Raw genomic sequence first — 23,554 nt, 5'->3', positions numbered from 1 at the left:
TAGTCTAACTTTATCACGTTTCTGTCACATGATAAACGAGAGACTCATAAGGGCGAAGATTGATTTCTTCCGAAAACTGCGGCTGATCAGGATAATTTGATAAAATCAGTTTTTCGCGGCCAATGAAACGTTGCCACTGCTCAGGTAAAACGAGCGTCCCTTCTTTCCCGTAAAAATTGTTCACCACAAGGAGCGTCTCATTTTGACCGTTTCGTTCGAAGACAAAAAACTGCTCGTCATCGGCGCATCTCAACAAATAATCGCCCTCAGTCATCACATCAAGCTCTTTACGCAGCTGAATCAGCTTTTGATAATGATAAAAGATGGAGTCTGGATCGGCCACCGCCTGTTCGGCATTGATCTCCTTATAATTCGGCGCTACCCCGATCCACGGTGTGCCTGTCGTAAAACCGGCATTCGGCGAGTCATCCCACTGGACCGGCGTCCGTGAGTTGTCACGCGATTTCCGCTTAATAATCTCCATGATCTTCTCTTCGGCAATCCCTTTTTCCTTCATAATCCGGTAAAAGTTCACCGTTTCGACATCCCGATAGTCTTCGATCCGCTCAAAGCCCGGGTCGGTCATGCCAAACTCTTCCCCCTGATAAATATAGGGCGTCCCCTGCATCAAATGAATCGTCGTCGCCAGCATTTTCGCCGACTGCCGATGGTATGTCCGGTCATCGCCATAGCGGGTCACAACACGCGGCTGGTCATGATTGCACCAGAACAAGGCATTCCAGCCTCCACCTTTATTCATCTCGACCTGCCACGTTGAAAGGATGCGCTTCAGTGCGAGAAAGTCAAAATCAGCGAGCGCCCATTTCTCCCCATTCGGGTAATCGACCTTCAGATGATGGAAATTAAAGGTCATGCTCAGCTCCTGACGCTCCGGCTTCGAATACTTGACACAAGCGTCGATGGACGTCGAGGACATTTCTCCGACGGTCATGCTGTCATACTTCGCCAACACTTCCCTGTTCATCTCATGAAGATACTCGTGAACCCGCGGACCGTCGGTATAAAATTTGCGCCCGTCTCCGGGAGGAACGCTGCCATCATCATCTGGAAAGCGCTGATCCTTTGAGATGAGATTAATGACATCCAGTCTGAAGCCGTCAATCCCTTTTTCAAACCAGAAATGCATCATCTCATACACGGCGTTTCGTACTTTCTCATTTTCCCAGTTCAAATCGGCCTGGCTCACATCGAACAAATGCAAATAATACTGCCCTGTTTTCTCATCCAGCTTCCAGGCGGAGCCGCCGAATTTCGATTGCCAATTATTCGGCTCCTCTCCATCGACCGCATCCTTCCAAATATAAAATTCACGATATGGATTGTCCTTCGTCTGCCGCGCCTCCTGAAACCAGCGGTGCTCAGTCGATGTGTGATTTACAACCAAATCCATAATCAGCTTCATACCTCGTTGGTGCGTTTCTTTGAGCAGCCGTTCAAAATCAGCCATCGTCCCATATTCCTCATGGATCCGGTAATAGTCGGCAATATCATAGCCATTATCTTTTTGCGGGGATTCGTAAATCGGCGTCAGCCAGAGAACATCGACGCCAAGCTTTTTTAAATAATCAAGCTTTTCGATGATCCCCTGAATATCACCAACCCCGTTGCCTGTCGTATCATTAAAGCTTTTCGGGTAAATTTGATAGACGACCGAACGCCTCCACCATTCCTTCATTTCATAACATCCTTTCTTTCGTTCACTCTTCTTCTTTTAAGCTCTTTGGTTTCGTGAGCTTGCCGTAAAGGACTGTTAACACAAACGGAAGCAAAATAACGACTGCCATCCCAATGAAAAACGGTCCCCAATCCTGGCCGCGAATCGAGACAAACGCCGGAACACCACCTACGCCGACCGCATTTGCCAACACGCCATTGATCGTCACAAACATTCCGGCAATCCCGGCACTAATAATCGCCATAATGAATGGGAAACGGTAGCGAAGATTGACCCCGAACAGAGCAGGCTCGGTAATGCCCAGCCATGCGGAAAGACCGGCCGTGCCGGAAAGACCTTTCAAGTTGGCGTTCTTCACAAGGAAATACATCGCGAATGCCGCAGACCCTTGTGCGATATTGGATAAAGCAAGAATCGGCCAAAGGAACGTGCCGCCTGCCTCTGTCCCTGTTGTCAGCTGCAGGTCAACCGCGAGAAAGACATGGTGCATTCCGGTGATAACAAGCGGACCGTAAATAATCCCGTATAAGAAACCGGCAATCCACGGCAGTGTGCCAAACAGCCAAATGAACCCGTCTGCAATTCCATTCCCAATCGCAAACGTCAGTGGGCCGACAAGAGCAAATGTTAAAAAGCTCGTCACAAGCAGAGCAATCGGTGCGACCGTTAACAGCTGGATGGAGTCAGGAATCCGTTTACGCAAAAAGACATCGAGCTTCGCCAAAATAATCGAAGCAACGAAAACCGGCAGCACCTGCCCCTGGTAACCGAGCTTATTGATTTCCAAACCGAACAAATTCCAAGTTGGTATCTCGCCTGCTTCCCGGGCAGCGCCGTAATCCCACGCATTCAGCAAAGCCGGATGTACTAAAATCAAACCCATTACAATCCCGAGCAGCGGATTACCGCCAAAACGCTTCACGGCCGACCAGCCGATTAACGCCGGCAGGAAGGTGAATGCTGTATTGGCAATAACATGAATAATATCCGCGAAATCGGCCCATTGTGGATAGACATCAATAATCGCTGTATCTCCTTCAAAGAAGATTCCTCCCCCTGTCAGGACATTATTAATCCCCATCAGCAAACCGGCCGTTACTATCGCCGGCAGGATCGGAATGAAGACATCAGCCAATGTTTTCACCGCGCGCTGGATCGGATTTAGATTCTTCTCAGCGGCCGACTTTGTTTCATCCTTTGAGGCCTCTGAAATGCCCGCCAACACAACTAATTCTTTGTATACTTTATCAACGAGTCCTTGTCCGACCACAATTTGAAACTGACCATTTGTTGAAAACGAGCCTTTCACCACATCAATGTTTTCGAGCGCTTTCTGATCAACCTGTTTCTCATCATGCAATGCAAAACGAAGTCTCGTCACACAATGAGTGGCTGAGGCGATGTTTTCCTTACCGCCTATCGCTGCAAGAATCTCCTTTGCAGCCTCTTTATTCGTACTCATCCTTCATTCTCCTCTCGTTTGAAGCGTTTTCACAGCATATTAAAGAAATTGTCCCAATAAACTTGTATATACAAGAATGATGACGGTTTCAGTTTAACTTGTATATACAAATTAGTCAAGCATGAAAAAAAGGCATGCTACTGTTAGCATTACCTTCTTTTTCTTGAATGAATCCTCTTTCTTATTTGCGTTCTCCTTCAATGCTTTTTCTGCAACAAAAGGGTGACATTGATTTTCTCGCAAATCGTCACATAATGCATCAACGTTAAAAGCACAGCTCCCATATTCATGCCGAGTATCACCCCATCCATTTGCATGCTTGGCATCGAACCGAGGACAAACATCATCCCGAAGGAAAAGACCGTTGAATAAAGCGCGTGAACAAAAGCATCCTTCACCAGGCCGATGCCAATTAAAAAGGCCTGCATCGGAATCGCAAAAAAATGAAACAGGAAATACGGCACGAGCAGCTGCAAATAACGTACAGCGGGTGAGTTTTCAAAAAACAGGCTTGTCAATGGTTCGGCAAAAAAATAAAACACCATCACAGCCGGTATGCCGTACCCGGCCGTCAGCAGCATCACTTTCCGCATCAGAGAACGTAGCCTGGCAAACTCTTTTTTGGCATAGGCTTCAGAAACGGTCGGAATCAGGACAATTAACAAGGAATGGGCAATAAAAGCCGGAAAAAAACCGATCGAGAATGCGACTCCCGCCAGCTTCCCATATTGGGTCATCGCCAGCCCCTCAACCATTCCCGCCCGGACCAGCGCCTCCTTAATCAAAAACGGTTTAAGCGCGAATGTCGCCGCGTGGAAAATCCGTAATCCCGTTGTCGGTACCGACACCTCAAGCAGGGTGCGCCGCACTTTCTTCCCGTCCAGTGTCGCCCGCGGCCGCCGTTTCAATAGATTCATTTGCAGCAAAAAGGCAAAAAACAAATAGCCAAATACGACCAGTTCACTGGCGACCAATGTGCACAAAGCGACGAAAATGGCGACATCCTGGGTAAACGACATCATATTAAAGATAAAGATTAGGAGGACAAGCTGGGCAGCCCGCCGTAAAAAGTTGGCAAACGCGATGCGGCTCATCTTCTGCGCCCCCATAAAATAACCGCGGGCAACGGAAGAAAAAGCGATCAGCGGAATCAAAAGAATAAAGAGCCAGGGCACGAGCGGATGGTAGTGATCGAACACCGGAATAAGGGGCAGAACCCAGACCGAGACCGCGACAAAGATCAGCGTGCAAACCGCAGCAAAGCGCAGCGCATGCAGCAGCATGCTGCGGTGAAAAAGCTGCTCCTTTTCAGCAACAAACTTGGATATCGAAATCGGCAGTTCGAGACTGGCAAGCACTACGACAAACATAATCGTCGGCAAAATCGACATATATAAGCCGAGTCCTTCCTCGCCCAATTCCCGTGCCAACACAATATTCACAAGAAATTCGATACACTCGCCCGCAAATGCGGCAATTGTTAGCAGTAAAGCCCCTTTAAAAAATGATGTCATCTTTCCTCTCCCTCTCCAACCTGTCCCTAATTTATATGAGACAAGTGTCCGGATTATGGTAAAAAAAGATGAACGATCATGAGAAGAGGCTGAGACAAAAGGTTGTTTTTTTACCTTTTGCCCGCCGCCACGATCTTTTAAAGCCCGTTATAAGTAGGTTTCTCACAACGCGCTTGTGGCGTGTGAGACCATTGCCAGTAGGTCCAAAGCTAGTTTTGACTCAAGCTCTTTGTCAAAGCCTGTTTTGTCTGAAGCCGGGACATCAAATGTTAAGGCAGTTCTTACATATATAACGCTGCCAGCATGATGCCAAGCGCGTTTTGATAGATCGCCGGATACTGTGACAGCGGAAGAGGATTCGTGCCTCTGCCAAGCTCCACGGTAAAGCCAGGGCGCTGCCATTCCTGAATAAACCAGTCCTTATAACCGGCATAGCTATCGACGTAACGGATCGGCTCATAGCCGCTGACCCGGGCAAATTCATTGACAATTCCTTCTGCCTCCGGAGGCTCCAGCCCCTGATATCCCCAGAAGATTACCTCCCCCTGTGTATGAAAAGCGAGCACTCTCCAGAAATCTCTCGCTTCAGTCAGCTCCGCCATGGCGATTGCTTCCGGCTCGCTTAATGGCTGATACCCCGGAAAGTCGCGTGGTGCCGGTGATCTCGGCTTTCTTTCTGCTTCAATCTCCCAGCGAGCGGGATACTGATTATTCAAATCAACCCCGCGAATATTCGCTTTCCAGCCCGCAAAAGAAGTCGCTCCGTCATTCAGCTCTATGACGTTCGAACGGTACGGTTCCTCGGCCGGTGGTCCGTTAATGACGAGATCGACTCCGTCTGGATTGACGAGCGGCACGATCGAAAGCTCGACTTCTTCATAAAGAGCCTGCATATTCAACCCTCTTATCGCAGTTTGATTCGTTAACGCAAGCGCGTACTCATTGATAAATTCAACGAGCACAGGGGTCGTAATCCATTCATGAGCATGAAAGGAGCCGTTGAAGTGGATTTTTTTCGGGCCGTACCCAATTCGGATTTCCTCAATCGGCTTTCCCATCACACTTGCGCCAATGACCTCTCTTCTAATAAAAGGATAGACTTCCGTTAACACGCGCAAATCATTTTGCAAGGATGCCGACCAGTATGGCCTTGCTCCCTGGATAACCTTCGCCGTAACCCGTTGCGGAAGCAAGAGACGCTGACCCATTTGCAAATTGTTCGGATCAAGCTGCTGATTGACAAGAAAAAGCTGATCAAGCGGAATCCCCAGCCTGTTCGCGATCATCCAAAGTGAATCACCGGCCCCTACATGATAAGCACTGATTGTATAACCAGGTATTGAAATCCTCATTCCCACCGACAGACGGTCTGGAGTAACATGTCTGTTCGCGTCGACAAGCAGCGGGAGCGGAAGCGAAAATAACTGACTGTAATACCAAAGGCTGTCTCCCTGACGCACCGTTATATCCATACGCCGCCTCCTTTCCTTATAAAGATATGAACGCACCTCCTTAATCAGAAGCTGCTGATTAAGGATGACTTACACTTTTTCAGTAGCTTTTAAGTAATAAGCGTAGCCATTACTCCAGACCGACTACAAAACGATGCTTGGTCCAAAGTATTTTCTATATGACTATCCGAAAAAATGAAAAGAGGGGAATCCGTCGCTCCTGAAATAAACTTCGCTTTCCGCGGGATGCTGGTGAGCCTCCTTGGGCTACCGCCCTGTGGGGTCCCACCGTTGCTTTTTCTCCCGCAGGTGTCTTCGTCTATTTCATCCGCTACGACGATAGTGCTTTGTTCGACATGCAGGTAAATACAGTAGTGATGGTCCAGCCTTGTTTTTGCATTTTTCGTATAGTTTTCCGGCTACATGGCAGCAAAACCAAGCATCGTCTGCATGGATATTTTTTCGAGCTCCTTCACGTTCGTCCAACGCATCCTGCCAAATGTGGCGTAAGATCCGCTTCTTATGGTCTTTGTTTTTGGTACATCGGGAAAGCACTGGACAGTTCTGACACACACTCGGATTGGAGCTGTATTCACGGTATCCCACTAGAAAAAGCGGACGGGATGGGAGGGCCGACTCCTGCAGGAGGGAAGGGCAGGTTGAAATCCACCACCGTGCCGGTTCGTTCAACGCCCGCCTGCGGAAAGCGTGTCCCCCATCCCGATAGCGGGTTCGAAGCTCTGGATCGGGACAAATACTTTTATCAAAAAAGCCTGTCGACCGTCTCGCTTTTGTGAAATCATGAGCTTCTCCTTAGCCATCGGCCAACGAACAAAAGTCATCCCCCAATAAGTGTTTATTTTTTCTCAAACAAAGAACAGACAAAATATTATCTTTTTTTCCATTTATGTGAAGGAAATTGGTTACATTTCCACGAATCAGTAAAGAGGTTTGTTTGGATCCGGAGTGATCCAGGCTGCCTCAATTACTTTTTTCAGGAGGGATTTCGATGGTTTACAAACGTCCAAATACGGAAGGGTCTCTCGTCTCATTTAAAAAACGCTATGACAATTACATCAACGGGGAATGGCAGGCTCCTGTCAAAGGGCAGTATTTTGATAATATTACCCCCGTCACAGGAGAGGTCTTTTGTGAGGTCGCCCGCTCGTCTGCCGAAGATATTGAACTGGCCCTGGATGCCGCCCATGCGGCAAAAGACGCTTGGGGCAGAACGTCCCCGACGGAACGGGCCAATATTTTAAATAAAATTGCCGATCGGATCGAGCAGAATTTAGAAATGCTCGCAGTCGCTGAGACGTGGGAAAATGGAAAGGCCGTCCGCGAAACATTAAATGCCGATATTCCGCTGGCAGTCGATCATTTCCGCTATTTCGCCGGAGCGATTCGCGGTGAAGAAGGCTCGATCAGCCAAATCGATGAGCATACAGTCGCCTACCATTTCAATGAGCCACTCGGGGTTGTTGGACAAATTATCCCATGGAATTTTCCGATTCTGATGGGGGTCTGGAAGCTTGCCCCGGCCCTGGCCGCAGGAAACTGCGTCGTCTTAAAGCCGGCCGAGCAAACGCCTGTTTCGATTCTCGTGTTAATGGAATTAATCGAGGATCTGCTGCCTAAAGGCGTCGTCAACATTGTCAACGGCTTTGGTGTCGAAGCTGGCAAGCCGCTTGCTTCCAGCAGCCGGATCGCCAAAATCGCCTTCACCGGTGAAACGACGACAGGACGCCTGATCATGCAGTATGCTTCTGAAAATATTATCCCGGTGACGCTTGAATTAGGCGGAAAATCACCGAATATCTTCTTCCCTTGCGTGATGGACAAGGACGATGCATTTTTAGATAAAGCGATTGAAGGCTTTGTGATGTTCGCGCTCAATCAGGGCGAGGTTTGTACATGCCCGTCACGCGCCTTGATTCATGAATCAATCTATGAACCTTTCATGGAGCGGGCCCTTGAGCGGGTCAAAGCGATTAAAACCGGCAATCCGCTCGACCCTGAAACGATGATGGGCGCCCAGGCTTCCCTTGAACAAATGGAAAAAATCCAATCGTACTTGGACATCGGCAAGCAGGAAGGCGCTGAATGCTTAATCGGAGGCGAACGGAATACGAGCCTCGGCAGCGAATTTGAAAACGGCTATTACATTCAGCCTACCGTCTTCAAAGGAACAAATACTATGCGCGTCTTCCAGGAAGAAATTTTCGGCCCAGTTGTGTCTGTCACTACGTTTAAGGATGCCGACGAAGCGCTCTCAATCGCCAATGACACTTTATATGGATTAGGAGCGGGCGTATGGACACGCAACATTAACACCGCCTATCGCTTCGGCCGCTCCATTCAGGCCGGACGCGTCTGGACAAACTGCTACCACGCTTACCCAGCCCACGCTGCCTTTGGCGGCTACAAAAAGTCGGGTATCGGTCGTGAAAATCATAAAATGATGCTCAGTCACTATCAGCAGACAAAGAATATGCTTGTCAGCTATAGCGAAAATGCCCAGGGCTTCTTTTAAGAGCCGCTGAACTCCGTCACCCTGCTGCTTCCTGAATAAGAAAAGGGAAAGGAGTGACTTGAACATGGTTGAACGAGTTGTTGCTACAGAAGAAGCGATTCAGCTGATCAACAAGCTTAAAACCATTCACGGTCCGTTAATGTTCCATCAATCCGGCGGCTGCTGCGACGGTAGCTCGCCGATGTGTTACCAGGAAGGGGAATTGAAAATCGGCGCAAACGACGTCCTGCTCGGTCATATCGGCGGAAGCCCCTTTTATATTGCAGCAGATCAATACGCCTATTGGAAGCATACACAATTAATTATTGACGTCGTGAACGGCCGCGGCGGAATGTTTTCATTGGAAGGACCTGAAGGAAAACGCTTCTTAACGCGCTCAAGGGTCTTTACAGAAGACGAGCGAAAAGAGCTGCAGCTTTAGCCAAGAGGGCTGGGTAAAAGGTAAAAAAACCTTTTGCTCGGCCCCTACACTTTTTCTTACCTTATCCCCCTGGTCTTTCCCCTTTTTATAAACCCACACTAAATTATTCAGACTATTGGCTCATTTTTTTAAAAAAGGTTTAGCCTCTTCTGAATTTGGTAAAAATAATTACATAACCTATACCGAATCTACCAATAAATAAATCTATTACATAAAAGGGAGGAATGATGATGAGCTTGCAGGAATACATCGAAGAGAGTAATAAAATGCTGGAAGAAGCAAAGCAGCAAGTAAGTTCAGAAAAGTAGTCTTCCAATGAATAAGAAAACAGGGATGAAACGAAAAGAACTACCCTCTTTTGTTTCATCCCTGTTTTTATTACGTTTTAGGCGTTTTTCTTAATCTCGACGCCGGCCCATTCCTCATAGCATTTCGCTACGGCACACATATCCTCTTCCGCATAGCCTTTGGCCATCGCGATCCGTAATTGCTCTCTGACTCCCGCCAGAAGAGGAAGCGGGATATTCATTTCGGCCGCGACATTTAAAGCGAGTCCCAAGTCTTTATGCATCAGCTCTGTTTTAAAGTTTGGCTCAAAGTCGCGGTTGATGATTTTCGGTCCTTTATTATCCATCATTCCACTGCGCGCACCGCCGCCGCTTGCGACTTCCATAAACTTCCCAGGATCAACACCGGCTTTGCTGGCCAAAATCAGCGCCTCACTTAACGAAACGAGATTAATAGCAGCCATCGTATTATTGGCGAGCTTTGTATAAGCGCCTAAACCGCTTCCACCCATATAGTGTGATTGCTTTCCCATCACCTCAAACAGAGGAATACACTGCTCGTACACTTCTTGCTTTCCACCGACCATGAAAGCCAGCTCGGCGGCAATTGCCTGAGGCTCACTTCCGGTTACAGGCGCGTCCAGCATCTCAATGTCTTTCTCAGCGAGCTCCTTTGCCAACCGTTGAACAAGATCCGGTGCAACGGTGCTGCTGTCAATGACAATTAATCCGGCTGACGCTCCCGCCAAAACCCCATTCTCCCCTTTGATAACCTCCTCCAAAGCCTGATTATTCGTTACCATCGTGATCACAATCTCACAATTGCGCGCCACGTCGGCCGGTGAACTTGCCACCTGGACATCGCCCTCCCCCTGCAGCGATTGTGCCTTGCTTGCCGTCCGATTATAAACATGCAAAGAGTAACCGGCCTTCAGTAGATTTTTTGCCATTGGCAACCCCATTGTTCCCAGCCCGATGAACCCGATCTTTTTCATAGAAATTCCTCCTCAAATATATCTTCGTCTTTATAGTAAAGCGCTTTCACATTTTGCCAGAGTCCGCTATGGTTACCCTTAGCGCTGCTTCTGGCAGCGGGAGAAAGCAGCAAGTGAAGTCGCATCCTGGCTTTCGCATTGATGCGACTTCACTCGCCGGCTCCTTTGGCCCTACCATGTTCGGATACGCTATTTATTATGTTCGACCGTATCTCCATAATCGCTTAATGTCACCTGTTTAATTTCTTCAATATGCTGTTCCATCAGCTTTTTCGCCGCTTCCACTTCTTCTTCGGCAAGCGCCTGCAAAATTAAGCGGTGCATTTCGTTAGCCTGCTGCGGGCGGGCGTGATTTTTTGTTATGATGACGCCAAACCACTGGATTTGGGCCTCGATCGACTGCATCATGACACTGATCCGTTTGTTATCGGAATAATTAATAATCGTCCGATGTAAATTACGATCAGCCTGAAAGAACGGTGCCGTTTTCCCTTTTGCCAATGCCAGCTCTGCTCTGTCCGCCTCTTCCACCAGTGATTGGATAACCTTCTTAGGCAGCTGTTTACTGGCGAGCTCGACAGCGAGACTTTCAAGCACTTTTCTAACATTATAGATGTCTTCGATATTTTTCCGGTTCGGAATCGCGACGAAACTGCCTGAACGCGCCTTTACTTCAACTAAGCCATCCTGCTGGAGCTTAAGCAGCGCATCGCGCAAAGGTGTGCGGCTCACTCCCAACTTCTCCATAATGTCATCGTAATTAATTTTTGAACCCGGCTCCATCTGATTGTTAATGATCTCTTCCCTCAGGTAGAAGTAAATTCGATCAGACAGATTTAAATTATCAAATTGAATCTTTTCGGCCATTATATACCTCCATCCCTATTCTTCTTGCGAATAGGAAACACTCACGTTCACATACAATTCTCCTTATTCATCATACACATTGAACAGCATGTTATCAAATATCTTTCGTCTGCCCAAACTAAAATCTAATATTTTAATGAGAGCCTGAGGAGCCGCCTACTCGCCTCTTTTCACTTCAGTCTGAGCTTTCTTCTCCAACAGCTTTATAACAGAAGCCATATCAAGATCACCGAAACCCTCAGCGATCGCCTTCTCCAAAACAGACTCGGCCAGTGCACCGGTCGATTGATCAAGACCTGCTGCCTCAACAAGTTTATTAGCTAATTTTACATCCTTATGTAAATATTTTAAAGCACCTCCTGGTTCAAAATTTCCTGGCAGCACATATTGCTCCATATGGCGCTCCAGCATCCGGCTATTTCCGTAGCTGACTTTCAAAATATGATAAAGCTGCTCGGAATCAAGTCCCAAGGCCGCTCCCGTCACCATCGCCTCGGCCGCGGCCAGCGAGTGAACTCCAACAAGGTATTGATTGATCAGCTTGGCCACACTTCCGCTTCCCGCCGCCCCTACATATTCAACCTTCGTCCCGATCAGGGCAAGCAGTGGCTTTACCGTTTGAAAAGCAGCTTCTTTTCCACCGACCATAATCGTTAACGTCCCTTGTTCGACTCCTTCAGGTCCGCCACTGACTGGGGCATCAAGATAATCAATTTTTTGCCTGGCGGACTGCGTAAACAGCTCCCTGCTTGTCTCCGCACCGACTGTGGTGAAATCAACACAAATTGTCCCCGGACGGGCATAGGCAAGAATCCCTTGCTCCCCTTCGTACACGTCAAGCACATCACCAGGCATCGATAAACACGTGCATAAGATATCCGCGGCCTGCGCAACCGCAGCGACACTGCCAAGACGCTCTGCGCCAAGCTCTACCAATTCCTTTGTTTTTTCGGGCGAACGATTATAAATCAGCACCGTATGCTGCTGCAGAAAGCGCTTGATCATCCGTGAACCCATTACGCCCGTTCCAATAAAGCCAATCTTCATCTTTTTCTCCCTTCTGCTGCTCCAATGTCAGCATGCCTTTCTTCCTCCTGCCTCACCTTTAGTATAGCATAATATTCTGAACCTTTAACGTGATAAGCCCTCCACGACTGAGAAAGCGCAGTACCAAGCAGCCCTGCTCGCTATCGATGAAAGTAATAAACGCGCAGGCCTGTTGGGTAACATGCTGAATTCGATATGTAAAGATACCTATTCCGATCCGTTTCTTGCAGTCAAGACGGCTGAAAAATTACTGGAGGAAGACATTCAGCTGCTCATTGGCCTGAGGCACTTGTCAGATCTAAAGGAGCTGCTTCCACTTTAACAGAACGTGTGCCCTAACTGGTCAGCCAACAGCAGCCATCGCTCCGTTCAATGTTTAAAGGCTTGGCTAAAAGGAAAAAATCAGCCTTTTAGCCAAACCTCTATGAAAGGATTAAAACAATCCGAGCATATTGATAAACACAACGATGATTGTAAGCGGCACGACCCATTTCATTAAAAAGAGCCACAAGGACAGCCAGGATGCCGAAAGACTATTTCCAGCTGTAAATTCCTCACTTACCAGCTTACGGTCCATTCGATGCACAATAAAGAGCGCGATGAACAGGCAGCCAAGTGGCAGCATAATATTGCTGACGAGATAATCTGTTGCATCAAAAAATGTTTTCCCGAACAGCTGAACATCTGCCAGCACCCCGAAGGACAGCGCAGCCGGAATCCCCGCCAAAAAGACAACGACGCCTGAAATGAGTGCAACTTTTGCCCGTGAGCGCTTGTTGTTTTCAGTAAAAGCAGAAATAATAATTTCTAACAGACTGAAGGATGATGTCAATGTCGCAAATAAAAACAGCAACAAAAACAGGCTGAGAAAGAGACCGCCCAACGGCATTTGCGAAAAGGCAGCCGGCAGCACCATAAACAGCAAACCAGGGCCTTCCGCCGGCTCAAGACCGAATGAGAAGACGACCGGAAAAATCGCCAGACCTGCCAGTAAAGAGACGAAAATATTCATAACGACAACAGACGACGCAGCCGCCGGAATATTTTCATTCTTATTCAAGTAGGAGCTGTATGTCACCATACAGGAAAAACCAACAGCCAGCGAAAAAAATGACTGCCCCAGCGCATACAAAATGCCTTCCCCTGTTATGTTCGAGAAGTCCGGCTGAAGGAAAAAGCGCACGCCCTCCATCGCCCCTTCCAGCGTTAAAGAACGGATAACAAGAATAAGAAAAAAGATAAATAAAAGTGGCATTAAATATTTGTTGGCCCGTTCAATTCCATTTTTTATCCCAAAGGAAAGCACAATCACGTTGATAAGCAAAAACAGCGCGAGGCCGACGAGACCAGTCCAAGGTGTCCCTGTCACCTGCGCAAATAATTGACCGTAATCGGCTCCCTCTGCTATCACATTCCCGGAGACAGCCAAGCCGGAATATAATAAAACCCAGCCGCCAACGACGCAATAAAACGAAAGGAGCAGAAAACAGCCCAGTACTCCCAGGCGGCCAACAAACACCCAGGCGCTCTGTGGAGCCAATGTTTTATAGGCTGTAATGGCTTCGCGTCTGGCGCCCCGTCCGATAATGAACTCTGAGACGAGCATGGAAAGCCCGATCAAAACCGTAAAAATAATAAAAATGAGAAAAAACGCTCCTCCTCCATTCATCCCGGCTACATAGGGAAACTTCCAAATCGCTCCCAGCCCTATGGCCGCTCCGGCCGTTGATAAAATAAAGCCCAGTTTTGAGGACCATTGCTCACGTTGATCACTCATCTTCCACCCTCCTAGTAAATAACGTTGATTACACTATCTTACACGATAAACCTCCTGCCCGCTTGCGTAAAGATTTTTATCTCATTTTTCTTTTCCTCTTTCTGCTCCGGCCGGCTAACTTGTCAGTCCTCCCATTCCACGATTCTTTTCATTCTCACATACTGCTACATATTCACACATTTCACTTTTCGATACAAGGCCTGAACTCCTTATCCCTCAAGGATTACGAGAGATTGCCCAGTTTTTTCATACTAGTCTTTTCTTCCTTTTTTCATTCCGGAAGCCCTTTTTTCTTTTGGATATAGGTTTTAATACAAAGCAAGCATGGTATAGAAAAGTAACAAAAACAAGGAGGGAATAAACAATGAAGAAAAAACTACTATTACTTATGTCGGCTTTAGGAATTACACTGGTGATGACGGCTTGCGGAGGAACTGAGGACCCTGCCGGCGACCCGGCGACAGACCCGGCTGGTGATCCGGCACTGGAACAACCGGCTCCACAATAAAATAACGGCAGCAGAAGCTGGATGATCAATGAAGAGCCCGGACCAAAAGGTGAAAGTTACCTTTTGGTCCGGGCTTTAAACGTATGCGAAACCTGACTCGATAGGCAAAGATTCGTAACGAGGCAGTCTTCTCTCGTATGACTGCCATGCTTTTATTTAGTCATTTTATCGCTAGCGGCTATCCTGAATGGAAGCAGCGCTGTTACTGGCCGACAGCTCAGTCAATGGATCATACGGCGGACCGGTAACCGACCCTTCAAGTAAAGCAATGTCGACTGCATTTTCGGGATTCCCCCACGAATTACCGGAAAAAACAAAGACAGCTCTGTCAACGACAAATCCCCTCGTATTGTAGACAATATTGTTGACGATGTGACCGGTCGTATTCGGATTTAAATACGAAGGCTGGCGCAGTGAATAAAAAATATTATTATCGACTAACAGATTAGTTATGTTATTGGCCTGAGTCACAAAGGCGCGATTGACTACCCAATCCGTTGATGGTCCTTCCTGAGGCGGGCCAAATATGGTATTGCCAGAAATACAATGATTACTTCCTCCAATTTGAATAAACTCCCGTGGGTATGGAACATCGCTTGTCATTGTGAATCCCTCAATCGTAACACCCGTTCCAGTCACGACAAACGGGATCACATTGGCCTGCAGTTGAATAATGGTTCCGGGATAGCCTCGCAGTGTCACTCCTTGTTTATTAACCCTCACCGTTTCAGTAATCGGGTAGGTACCTGCTAATACATGAACGACCCCAGTCGGCGCCACCGCAGCGAATCCCTCCTGGATTGTTCCAAACGGATTAGCCTGTGTGCCATCTCCCCCGGTTGAACCTGTTTGCACATAAACCTCAAATGGATTCGGTCCTATTCCCCCAGTGGGTCCTGTAGCCCCTCTCGGCCCAGTCGCTCCCGTTGGACCGGCAGGACCACCAGCCGGACCGGTGGGACCAGTAACTCCTGTTACTCCGGTCGCTCCCGTGGCTCCAGTGGCTCCAGTCGCTCCGGTTGCCCCGATTGCTCCCGTTACTCCCGTTACTCCCGTTGCTCCGGTTACTCCGGTCGCTCCGGTGGCTCCCGTTGCTCCGGTTACTCCGGTCGCTCCGGTGGCTCCCGTTGCTCCGGTTACTCCGGTTGACCCGGTTGCTCCGGTCGCTCCGGTCGCTCCGGTCGCTCCGGTGGCCCCAGTGGCTCCGGTTACTCCGGTCGCTCCGGTGGCTCCGGTCGCTCCGGTGGCTCCCGTTACTCCGATTGCTCCGGTGGCTCCCGTGGCTCCTGTCGTTCCTGTCACCCCGGTGGCTCCCGTTACTCCCGTTACTCCGGTTGACCCGGTTGCTCCCGTGGCTCCTGTTGCTCCCGTTACTCCTCTCGCCCCGGTGGCTCCCGTTACTCCGGTCGCTCCGGTTACTCCTGTCGCCCCAGTGACTCCCGCTGGACCTGTTGTTCCGGTGGCTCCCACTGGTCCAGTTGGACCTGCTGGACCGGTAGGACCGACAGTTCCTCCAGATGACGAGGCAGCGAGCAATGCAACATCATCAACGATGACAGGCGGACTGCCCGTCTGTGGCAACTTATTTATCAAAATAAGCGCTTGCGTCGTTCCTAAAGGGGCAGCTGACGTCGTCTGATACTCTTCTATCCAATTCTCTTCCTGAACGTTTGGCAGACGATTTACTGGAATGTTTGTAATAAGACCATATCCCAGAAAAGTAAAAGAGTTATCATAATAAGCAACCGTCAGTGAAATCGGCGGTGATGGTGAGTCCCCTTCTTTGGCCAGAGAAACGAGAACCTCATAAGACTCTCCGGCGGTGGCAGGGACATACTGGGTAATAAACGAGTTGACATTCCCGCCGGCCAGCTGAGCTGCGTAGCTTCCTGAATGAGAGGCAGCCATCGTCCGAGTACAATTACTAATTAACCACGGCGAAAAACCACTCGTTTCAAAGCTGCCATTCTGAATAGCATTATTAATCGACATTCATTCACTCACTCCTTTCATGTTAAGCATGCCTTCATCCTTTCTATATCAGACTCGAACATGCTTACGATACAATATTACCTTCCTCCTTTTTGCGCTACGCCATTTATCCCGCTCCGTTTCAGATAAAAGGCTGTGGCAAAAGGTTAAAAAAACCTCTTGCCACAGCCCCTCTTTACGCCATCACTTTGCACATATTATTCGTAAATTCAACTGGATCTTCAATTGGCAGGCCTTCGATCAACAGCGCCTGATTGTATAATAAGTTTGTATAAAGCTCCAGCTTCTCTTTGTCATGTTCGTAGGCTTCTTTTAAGGAAGAGAAAATATCATGGTCACCATTAATTTCAAGTACTTTCTCTGCCTTTACATTCGGATTATCCGGCATCGCCTGAAGCACCTTCTCCATCTCTATTGATAATTCGCCTTCTGCTGTGAGACAGACCGGATGAGAGCGGAGGCGCTTTGATAATCTGACGTCCTTGACTTTATCGCCAAGTGTCTGTTTCATATGTTCAAATAATGCTTTATGCTCCTCCTGCTCGGCTTCTGTTTTTGCTTCCTCCTCTGCATCCTCCAGCCCGAGATCTCCGCTCGAAACCGATTTGAACTGCTTATCTTTATAGGAGGCTAACGCTTTAATCGCAAATTCATCGACGTCATCTGTAAAGTAAAGAATATCGAAGCCTTTTTCCGCGACAAGCTCGGTTTGCGGCAGCTTTTCAATCCGATTATGTGACTCTCCCGTAGCATAATAAATATACTTTTGCTCTTCCGGCATCTTTTCGACATACTCGTCCAGGCTAATCAGCTTCTTTTCATTTCCGGAATAGAACAGCAAAAGATCCTGAAGCTCATCTTTATGCTGACCAAAATCACTATAGACGCTATATTTCAGCTGTCTGCCGAATGATTCATAGAACGTCTCGTACTTTTCCCGCTCATTTTTCAGCAAACTTTTAAGCTGGCTTTTGATTTTACTCGTCATATTTTTCGCAATCATTTTCAGCTGACGATCATGCTGGAGCATTTCTCTGGAAATATTGAGCGACAAATCCTCAGAGTCAACCATCCCTTTTACAAAGCTGAAATAGTCCGGTAGAAGATCGGCGCATTTTTCCATAATCAGCACGCCATTGGAATAAAGCTCAAGACCCTTTTCATATTCCTTCGTATAAAAATCGAACGGCGTCCGTTCCGGAATAAAGAGAATCGCGTTATAGCGCAACGTTCCGTCCACGCTAATATGAATATGCTTCACCGGCTTATCAAAACCGTAACGCTTCTCGTGATAGAAGTTTTCATAGTCTTCATCCGTCAATTCACTTTTGTTTTTCTTCCAAATCGGAACCATGCTGTTAATCGTCTGTTCCTCGGTTACTTCCTCTAATTCTTCTTCATTATCCGCTTTTGGCTTCTGAACGGTAACATCCATTTTAATCGGATAGCGGATGAAATCGGAATATTTTTTGATGATTGCTTGTAAACGATATGATTCTAAATATTCATCAAAATTGTCGTCTTCGGTATTTCCCTTGATTTTCAAAGTGATTTCCGTGCCGACCGTCTCTTTTTCACAAGGTTCGATCGTATAGCCGTCCGTTCCATTTGACTCCCACTTAAAGCCTTGTTCACTGCCAAGCTGCTTCGTCTTTACAGTTACCGCATCAGCCACCATAAAAGCTGAATAAAAGCCAACACCGAACTGGCCGATGATATCATGCCCGTCTTTACTTTCATTTTCCTGTTTGAAGGCCAGCGAGCCGCTTTTTGCAATCGTTCCAAGGTTCTGCTCCAGCTCTTCTTCTGACATCCCGATCCCTGTATCTGTTATTGTCAGCAGCCGCTTATCCTTATCCGCACTGACCTTTATGTAATAATCCTCTTGATTGAAGCTCAACTCCTCATCCGTCAGCGCTTTATAATAAAGCTTGTCAATCGCGTCGCTGGCATTCGAGATCAGCTCTCTCAAAAAGATCTCCTTTTGCGTATAAATTGAATTAATCATCATTTCCAACAATCGTTTCGATTCTGCCTGAAACTGCTTTTTCTCCATAAAAAGATCTCCTTCCTCTGCTTCTTTTGTTAGCACTCATTTCTTTAGAGTGCTAATCTTACTTATATTGTATGGAACCTCCAGCACATGTCAATCAGATACGAATGTTTTTTTGAAAAAAATAAGCGAGCTTGAATGAAAGGTAAAAGACGCCCTTTTCTCAAGCTCGAAACAATTGCCCATAACCATCGTTTTGTTATTCGTCGCCCTTCCACCAGTCCATTAACTCCGAATAGCCAATGTAGACCGTAATTCTTTAACCGTATCCATCCCAGAGCGCTGGACATGCATTCTCATCGCATTACCCGCGCCCTCTGAATCGCCCGCCTCTATTCGTTCATAAATAAAAGTATGCTCCTTTAACGATAAATAACATTGCTCCTCAGGGTAAAAGCGCAGGACGAGAGAACGTGTGTTTAGCTGCTGGATCATCATGCTTACCCGCTTATAACCCGACATTCCATGGATAAAATCATGGAAGCCCTCTGATTCACGGATGAACCGTTCAAGCTCCTCTTTTTCAAGAGCAGCTTCCGCCTGAATGAGAAACTGGCGAAGCTTCGTTAACGACGCCTGGTCAAAAAACGGCGTTGCCTGGGCGCACGAGATCCCTTCAAGAACCGACCGTAAATAGTAAGTTTCCTGCACGTATTCAATCGTAATGTTTCCAACGAACGCACCTTTATAAGGAACAGAGTAGACAAGACCTTCCGCTTCAAGAATCTTCAATGACTCACGCAACGGAATTTTGCTTACTCCAAGTTGCTTGCTGATGCTGTCCTGGTTAATTCTTTCATTAGGCTTTATTTGCTGAAGAATAATCATATCCCTTAGCTTCAAGGCGATTTTCTCTGCCTGCGTTAACCTTTTGGCTGCTTCCAACTCCACGTTTTGTCTATCCACTATAGACTGATTTTCTCCATTTGACTAACTACCTCATTTCCAAAGTCGGCAGTCGTATACGTCCCGCCCAGATCGCTCGTCTGGATGCCTTGACTCAATGTCGCTGCCACGGCCCGCTCGATTAAACGGGCTGCTTCTCCTGCTTCCTGATGCTGATGCTGGTCAGCAAGCCATTTCAGCATCATCGCTCCGGACAGGATGGTGGCGACCGGGTTGGCGATCCCTTTCCCTGCTATCGTCGGAGCTGAGCCGTGAGCCGGCTGGAACATGGCATGACGGTAGCCGATATCACCGGATGGAGCCATGCCCATGCCTCCGACTAAAGCGGCCGCCAAATCAGACAATATATCACCAAACATGTTTTCTGAGACAATCACATCATAATGCTGCGGCTTTTGCACCAACCACAGGGTCATCGCGTCCATATAAGCATAATCTTTCTCGACAGTACCCTCATACCTCTCAGCGATTTCATCATACACTTTACGGAAAAAAGCTAGCGATTTGAAAACATTGCTTTTGTCGCAGCAGGTTACGATTTTTTTGCCGTCAAGCACCCGTCCCTGTCGCTTTTCGGCAAGCTGAAACGCATAATCGGCAATCTTTTCTGTTCCTTTGCGGCTAATCATCATCGTATCGGCCACCACTTCATTGACGATCTGGCTGCCGCCTCTAAAGGAAGAAAATAACCCTTCTGTATTCTCCCGGACAATAACAAAATCAATATCCTGCTTATTCTCAAGCGGTGTCCTCACACCCGGATACAATTTAACCGGTCGCACCCCGGCAAAGAGATCCAGCTCGAACCGCAGACGCAGAATAACCTGCCCTTGCACTTCCGTCCCATCCTTTTCCACGACCTCGGGAATTCCCATACTCCCGAGAAAAATCGCGTGACTATCCCGGCAGGCCTTATAAGTCGAATCTGGGAAGACATTCCCGGTTTTCAGATAATGCCCGGCCCCGGCTGCAAAATGTTGAAAATCGAGAGTAAAGCCTGAGACAATCGTTTCTGCCGCTTTCATAACTTTAATGCCTTCTTTAACGATTTCCGGTCCAATTCCATCCCCAGGTAATGTCGTGATTTGAAAATTCATTCCACCATCCCTTTCCATCTAGTAGTCTTGCTTTCCCTTTTATAAAAACAGAGGAGCGAGTATCGACATGATCAGTAAAATGATCACGCCTCCCAGCCGGGAAGAGATTTGAGAAAATGGCATAAGCTGCAGTCTTTCACTCGCTCCAAGAACAGCAGCGTCCCCCGACCCGCCAACATCAGCCATACAAAGCCCGGCGGCGATAGCTGATTCGACAAAGTACATCGCAACCAGCCAGCCAAAAATCCCCGCTCCAAGCGCTGCAAGCAAAACGGTCAACGCTGTCAGTCCTAAATAAGCAGGATTCGTCACAACCTCGATAATTTGATGCATGTCAATCAACCCAATGCTTGTGGCCACGAGCATACAAGGCAGAAGCATTTTCGAGACAAAATCAAACCAGTCCCCGGCGGCCTTTTCAATCACAGCCGGAGTGACGTTCAAGATTTTTACAAGAGCAGTCGCAATGATCATCCAGGCATAAGCATGAATACTCGGGAACAGCATCGCGATGAAATAGCCAAAAATGTATAGAGCTCCGGACATCATCAGGCCAACAGCCAGATTCGAGTAGGTTGTGGTGTCCTTACTCTCAGCTGTGTCCGCAGGCTCAGCAGCTTCATTTTTCTTGGCGTTACGAAGAATTTCTCCTTCTCCTGAAAATCCTTTTATAAACATGTTTTTGTTCTTTTTACCAAGACCATTTAAAATAGACGCAACGAAGATACATAGCACGTTCGCAACCATAATCGCCGGAACGAGCATCGATAAATACTCAGCAGGATCGCCGCCGGCCCCGGACGCATAAATTTCCGACATTGGAACGGCCCCCGCGCCGATACCGCCGCCCATGATCGGAGCGATAACAAAGAGAATCGCTTCTTTATAGCCAAAGCCTGTCAAATGACCGACCAATCCACCGACGACAAAAGTCAGGATGACACCCGCCAGCAGAGGGATAAAAAAGCGCACTCCTGCTTTCATCAAAATCTGGCGGTCCATGCTCAGCAGACTGCCGACAATTAAAGCAGCAATAAACAAATCGATAAAGCCGTATCCATTATAAAAATCCTTAACAATCTCAACCCCGCTCTGCGGAAAGAGACCCAAATAGACAAAAACAGCCGGGACAATAATACACAGCAATGATGGTCCGCCAAATGTGCGGAAAACTGGGATTTTCTCTCCCAGCCAAATAAACAGCCCGCCAATCACCATCGGAATGACGAAGCCGACCAGCATGTTATTCGGCAATATTTCCAAATAGACACCGCCCATAACTACGACAAAAATAATCGCAAAAACAGCCGGATTCATCCCGGCAATCAGACGCCTTCCTCCGCTTTCCATTTTAGCTCCTCCTTAATGTGTAATAACTCTCCTCCAAAAAGTAAGCGCATTCATTTTCAGCCAGCCTCAACTCCCCGCTTCATCGTATACGATCGTAAATGAAATCCAGCCAAACAAAGCAAATACTAACCATAAAGCTATAAAAAGTATACGATTTGCCATTCTCTGCTATGACAAATATTTTCTTTTAAAAACAACATGGCGTCTTTATCCTATGTCGGCCCACAAAAAAACGCGAAGGTTGCCATCTTAGGCCCCTCACGTTTCTTCAGTCAGTTTTTCTTTTTTCCTAGCTGATCATCTTCCGCTGACAGATCCCCATCATTTCTTCCAGAAAGTCCTTTCCGAGCGGCGTCCACGGGATTTCAATTCCTTTGCCCGGAGCGACGGCCTTTCCCTGATACTCCTTATTTTCATTTGTCGCAATATAAATATCCCAGCTCCATCTGTCCATTTTCAAGACGGACTTCCCCTTTTCGACTGTATCGATTTCCGCTAAATAATAATTTTGCAGCTTATACTCATTACTTCGTTTCATGACCATCTCTCCTTTACTGATAGAAGTGAATCCTTAACGTCGTTTATGTAATTATTAGAATAATACAAAAACAACTCGTTCACAGCTATCTTGTCAGATGATCTGCCGGGAATTTATTTCTGTAGCTGCTTTTGTTGAGATTGCAGCAGGAGAACGCCTTTAAACTCTGGACGTAAAAAAGAGGGAAGGCAAGCCTTTCCTCTTATTGTCATCTTTTCATACTTACGTCTTTATCATACTTCGCTTGGAGAGACTTACTCTCTGTATTTATAACTAATCGCCTCTAAATACAACCCTTGCGCTTCGGCCATCAGGCCCGGGTAGCGTTGTTTGGCCTGCAAAATTGCTGTCACATCATCTACGTCCTTTTTGCCAAGGCCGACTTCAATCAGCAGACCAACCATTTTCCGCACCATATTATGGAGAAAGCCGTTGCCGCGGATCCGGATATCAACGACGCCGGCCGTCTCTTCAATTTTAATCGCGTAAATATGACGGACCATTGATTTCTTCTTTGATTTGGCATTTGAAAAGGCTGTAAAGTCATGCTCACCGAAAAAAGCCTGGGAGGCTTGGCGCATGAGCGGCAAATCCAGCTTCTGCTCTACATGCATGCTGTATTTGCGCATAAAAGGATGCGGATGTTCTTCATTCCAAATCCGGTACAAATACGTTTTGTCTTTGACATGATAGCGCGCATGGAAGCGTTCCGGCACAGTCTCGACACGGGAAACACTTATATCCTGCGGTAAATATTTATTTACATACGCTTTGATTTCCGCCTCAGTGGCGTGATCAAGCTTGACATTTGCAATTTGCTCAAGAGCATGGACGCCCGCGTCAGTACGGCTCGCTCCGATGATCTCAATCTCACTGCCGCTCATCCTCGATAACACTTCTTCCAGCTTTCCCTGAATGGTCGCCTCTCCTTTTCCGAGTCTTTGCCAGCCCTTGTAGCGGCTGCCGTCATACTGGACAGTCAGTTTAAAATTAGCCATGTTCGTCTCCTTCTTATGATTGTGCTTCCACTTATACCATACCTTCCCCCGCAGCACAACAG

The 23,554-nt window shown here is 47.5% G+C and carries 18 protein-coding genes and 1 pseudogene; 4 read left to right on the top strand and 15 right to left on the bottom strand.

Annotated elements, in window-relative coordinates; translation table 11 throughout:
• Window positions 1–13 precede the first annotated feature (13 nt).
• From treC to M3212_RS13655, 4 genes are all read right to left on the bottom strand, one after another.
• A complete protein-coding gene (gene treC, locus M3212_RS13670; RefSeq protein WP_251194534.1) occupies window positions 14–1,696 on the bottom strand; it encodes an alpha,alpha-phosphotrehalase in 1,683 nt (560 codons plus the stop codon).
• A gap of 22 nt (window positions 1,697–1,718) precedes the next feature.
• The gene (gene treP / locus M3212_RS13665; protein ID WP_251194533.1) at window positions 1,719–3,158 is read right to left on the bottom strand and encodes a PTS system trehalose-specific EIIBC component; all 1,440 of its coding nucleotides are present in this window, start codon (window positions 3,156–3,158) and stop codon (window positions 1,719–1,721) included.
• Between the two features lie 197 nt (window positions 3,159–3,355).
• Window positions 3,356–4,672 carry a polysaccharide biosynthesis protein gene (locus M3212_RS13660; protein WP_251194532.1) on the bottom strand — a complete coding sequence of 439 codons (1,317 nt, stop codon included), beginning with the start codon at window positions 4,670–4,672 and terminating at the stop codon, window positions 3,356–3,358.
• Window positions 4,673–4,953: 281 nt separating this feature from the next.
• Window positions 4,954–6,144: a M14 family metallopeptidase gene (locus M3212_RS13655; RefSeq protein WP_251194531.1), complete on the bottom strand. Its 1,191-nt coding sequence runs from the start codon at window positions 6,142–6,144 to the stop codon at window positions 4,954–4,956.
• A 988-nt stretch (window positions 6,145–7,132) separates the two neighbouring features.
• On the opposite strand from M3212_RS13655, the gene adh reads away from it, so the two are divergent.
• Window positions 7,133–8,656: an aldehyde dehydrogenase gene (adh, locus tag M3212_RS13650; protein ID WP_251194530.1), complete on the top strand. Its 1,524-nt coding sequence runs from the start codon at window positions 7,133–7,135 to the stop codon at window positions 8,654–8,656.
• Window positions 8,657–8,720: 64 nt separating this feature from the next.
• The gene (locus M3212_RS13645; protein ID WP_251194529.1) at window positions 8,721–9,077 is read left to right on the top strand and encodes a DUF779 domain-containing protein; all 357 of its coding nucleotides are present in this window, start codon (window positions 8,721–8,723) and stop codon (window positions 9,075–9,077) included.
• A 385-nt stretch (window positions 9,078–9,462) separates the two neighbouring features.
• Here M3212_RS13645 and M3212_RS13640 read toward each other — a convergent pair whose 3' ends face one another.
• From M3212_RS13640 to M3212_RS13630, 3 genes are all read right to left on the bottom strand, one after another.
• Window positions 9,463–10,359, bottom strand: coding sequence for an NAD(P)-dependent oxidoreductase (locus M3212_RS13640; protein WP_251194528.1), 897 nt, complete (start codon window positions 10,357–10,359; stop codon window positions 9,463–9,465).
• Between the two features lie 189 nt (window positions 10,360–10,548).
• A complete protein-coding gene (locus M3212_RS13635; RefSeq protein ID WP_251194527.1) occupies window positions 10,549–11,226 on the bottom strand; it encodes a GntR family transcriptional regulator in 678 nt (225 codons plus the stop codon).
• 156 nt (window positions 11,227–11,382) lie between these two features.
• Window positions 11,383–12,273, bottom strand: coding sequence for an NAD(P)-dependent oxidoreductase (locus M3212_RS13630; protein WP_251194526.1), 891 nt, complete (start codon window positions 12,271–12,273; stop codon window positions 11,383–11,385).
• 112 nt (window positions 12,274–12,385) lie between these two features.
• On the opposite strand from M3212_RS13630, the pseudogene M3212_RS22410 reads away from it, so the two are divergent.
• Window positions 12,386–12,595 (top strand): annotated as a pseudogene (locus M3212_RS22410) (transporter substrate-binding protein); the annotation flags it as partial.
• Between the two features lie 111 nt (window positions 12,596–12,706).
• On the opposite strand, the gene M3212_RS13625 reads toward M3212_RS22410, so the two are convergent.
• Window positions 12,707–14,050 (bottom strand): sodium-dependent transporter, encoded by a 1,344-nt coding sequence (locus M3212_RS13625; protein ID WP_251194525.1) that lies wholly within the window; start codon window positions 14,048–14,050, stop codon window positions 12,707–12,709.
• Between the two features lie 364 nt (window positions 14,051–14,414).
• Here M3212_RS13625 and M3212_RS13620 point away from each other — a divergent pair, with 364 nt between their 5' ends.
• Window positions 14,415–14,558 carry a hypothetical protein gene (locus M3212_RS13620; RefSeq protein WP_251194524.1) on the top strand — a complete coding sequence of 48 codons (144 nt, stop codon included), beginning with the start codon at window positions 14,415–14,417 and terminating at the stop codon, window positions 14,556–14,558.
• Window positions 14,559–14,729: 171 nt separating this feature from the next.
• Here M3212_RS13620 and M3212_RS13615 read toward each other — a convergent pair whose 3' ends face one another.
• From M3212_RS13615 to truA, 7 genes are all read right to left on the bottom strand, one after another.
• Window positions 14,730–16,550: an NTTRR-F1 domain gene (locus tag M3212_RS13615; RefSeq protein WP_251194523.1), complete on the bottom strand. Its 1,821-nt coding sequence runs from the start codon at window positions 16,548–16,550 to the stop codon at window positions 14,730–14,732.
• 175 nt (window positions 16,551–16,725) lie between these two features.
• Window positions 16,726–18,606 carry a molecular chaperone HtpG gene (htpG, locus tag M3212_RS13610; protein WP_251194522.1) on the bottom strand — a complete coding sequence of 627 codons (1,881 nt, stop codon included), beginning with the start codon at window positions 18,604–18,606 and terminating at the stop codon, window positions 16,726–16,728.
• 222 nt (window positions 18,607–18,828) lie between these two features.
• Window positions 18,829–19,509: a GntR family transcriptional regulator gene (locus M3212_RS13605; protein WP_251194521.1), complete on the bottom strand. Its 681-nt coding sequence runs from the start codon at window positions 19,507–19,509 to the stop codon at window positions 18,829–18,831.
• Window positions 19,509–20,606, bottom strand: a complete 1,098-nt coding sequence (locus M3212_RS13600; RefSeq protein ID WP_251194520.1) for an isocitrate/isopropylmalate dehydrogenase family protein — start codon at window positions 20,604–20,606, stop codon at window positions 19,509–19,511. The genes M3212_RS13605 and M3212_RS13600 overlap by 1 nt, the downstream gene beginning before the upstream one ends.
• A 39-nt stretch (window positions 20,607–20,645) precedes the next feature.
• Window positions 20,646–21,956 (bottom strand): 2-hydroxycarboxylate transporter family protein, encoded by a 1,311-nt coding sequence (locus tag M3212_RS13595; protein ID WP_251194519.1) that lies wholly within the window; start codon window positions 21,954–21,956, stop codon window positions 20,646–20,648.
• Between the two features lie 289 nt (window positions 21,957–22,245).
• Window positions 22,246–22,494, bottom strand: a complete 249-nt coding sequence (locus M3212_RS13590; protein ID WP_251194518.1) for a hypothetical protein — start codon at window positions 22,492–22,494, stop codon at window positions 22,246–22,248.
• Between the two features lie 254 nt (window positions 22,495–22,748).
• Window positions 22,749–23,492, bottom strand: coding sequence for a tRNA pseudouridine(38-40) synthase TruA (gene truA, locus M3212_RS13585; RefSeq protein WP_251194517.1), 744 nt, complete (start codon window positions 23,490–23,492; stop codon window positions 22,749–22,751).
• Window positions 23,493–23,554: the final 62 nt, after the last annotated feature.

Origin of the sequence: Halalkalibacter oceani, from assembly GCF_023715705.1 — a bacterium.
In the GTDB taxonomy this organism is placed as follows: Bacteria; Bacillota; Bacilli; order Bacillales; family Bacillaceae_D; genus Halalkalibacter; species Halalkalibacter oceani_A.
The sequence above is the reverse complement of the archived record's forward strand: the minus strand, read 5'-3'. Positions and strand labels throughout refer to the sequence as shown.

Bases quoted from the DNA above. Each gene is read 5' to 3' on its own strand.
- treC (WP_251194534.1), bottom strand. From the start codon at position 1,696: ATGAAGGAATGGTGGAGGCGTTCGGTCGTCTATCAAATTTACCCGAAA.
- treP (WP_251194533.1), bottom strand. From the start codon at position 3,158: ATGAGTACGAATAAAGAGGCTGCAAAGGAGATTCTTGCAGCGATAGGC.
- M3212_RS13660 (WP_251194532.1), bottom strand. From the start codon at position 4,672: ATGACATCATTTTTTAAAGGGGCTTTACTGCTAACAATTGCCGCATTT.
- M3212_RS13655 (WP_251194531.1), bottom strand. From the start codon at position 6,144: ATGGATATAACGGTGCGTCAGGGAGACAGCCTTTGGTATTACAGTCAG.
- adh (WP_251194530.1), top strand. From the start codon at position 7,133: ATGGTTTACAAACGTCCAAATACGGAAGGGTCTCTCGTCTCATTTAAA.
- M3212_RS13645 (WP_251194529.1), top strand. From the start codon at position 8,721: ATGGTTGAACGAGTTGTTGCTACAGAAGAAGCGATTCAGCTGATCAAC.
- M3212_RS13640 (WP_251194528.1), bottom strand. From the start codon at position 10,359: ATGAAAAAGATCGGGTTCATCGGGCTGGGAACAATGGGGTTGCCAATG.
- M3212_RS13635 (WP_251194527.1), bottom strand. From the start codon at position 11,226: ATGGCCGAAAAGATTCAATTTGATAATTTAAATCTGTCTGATCGAATT.
- M3212_RS13630 (WP_251194526.1), bottom strand. From the start codon at position 12,273: ATGAAGATTGGCTTTATTGGAACGGGCGTAATGGGTTCACGGATGATC.
- M3212_RS13625 (WP_251194525.1), bottom strand. From the start codon at position 14,050: ATGAGTGATCAACGTGAGCAATGGTCCTCAAAACTGGGCTTTATTTTA.
- M3212_RS13620 (WP_251194524.1), top strand. From the start codon at position 14,415: ATGAAGAAAAAACTACTATTACTTATGTCGGCTTTAGGAATTACACTG.
- M3212_RS13615 (WP_251194523.1), bottom strand. From the start codon at position 16,550: ATGTCGATTAATAATGCTATTCAGAATGGCAGCTTTGAAACGAGTGGT.
- htpG (WP_251194522.1), bottom strand. From the start codon at position 18,606: ATGGAGAAAAAGCAGTTTCAGGCAGAATCGAAACGATTGTTGGAAATG.
- M3212_RS13600 (WP_251194520.1), bottom strand. From the start codon at position 20,606: ATGAATTTTCAAATCACGACATTACCTGGGGATGGAATTGGACCGGAA.
- M3212_RS13595 (WP_251194519.1), bottom strand. From the start codon at position 21,956: ATGGAAAGCGGAGGAAGGCGTCTGATTGCCGGGATGAATCCGGCTGTT.
- M3212_RS13590 (WP_251194518.1), bottom strand. From the start codon at position 22,494: ATGAAACGAAGTAATGAGTATAAGCTGCAAAATTATTATTTAGCGGAA.
- truA (WP_251194517.1), bottom strand. From the start codon at position 23,492: ATGGCTAATTTTAAACTGACTGTCCAGTATGACGGCAGCCGCTACAAG.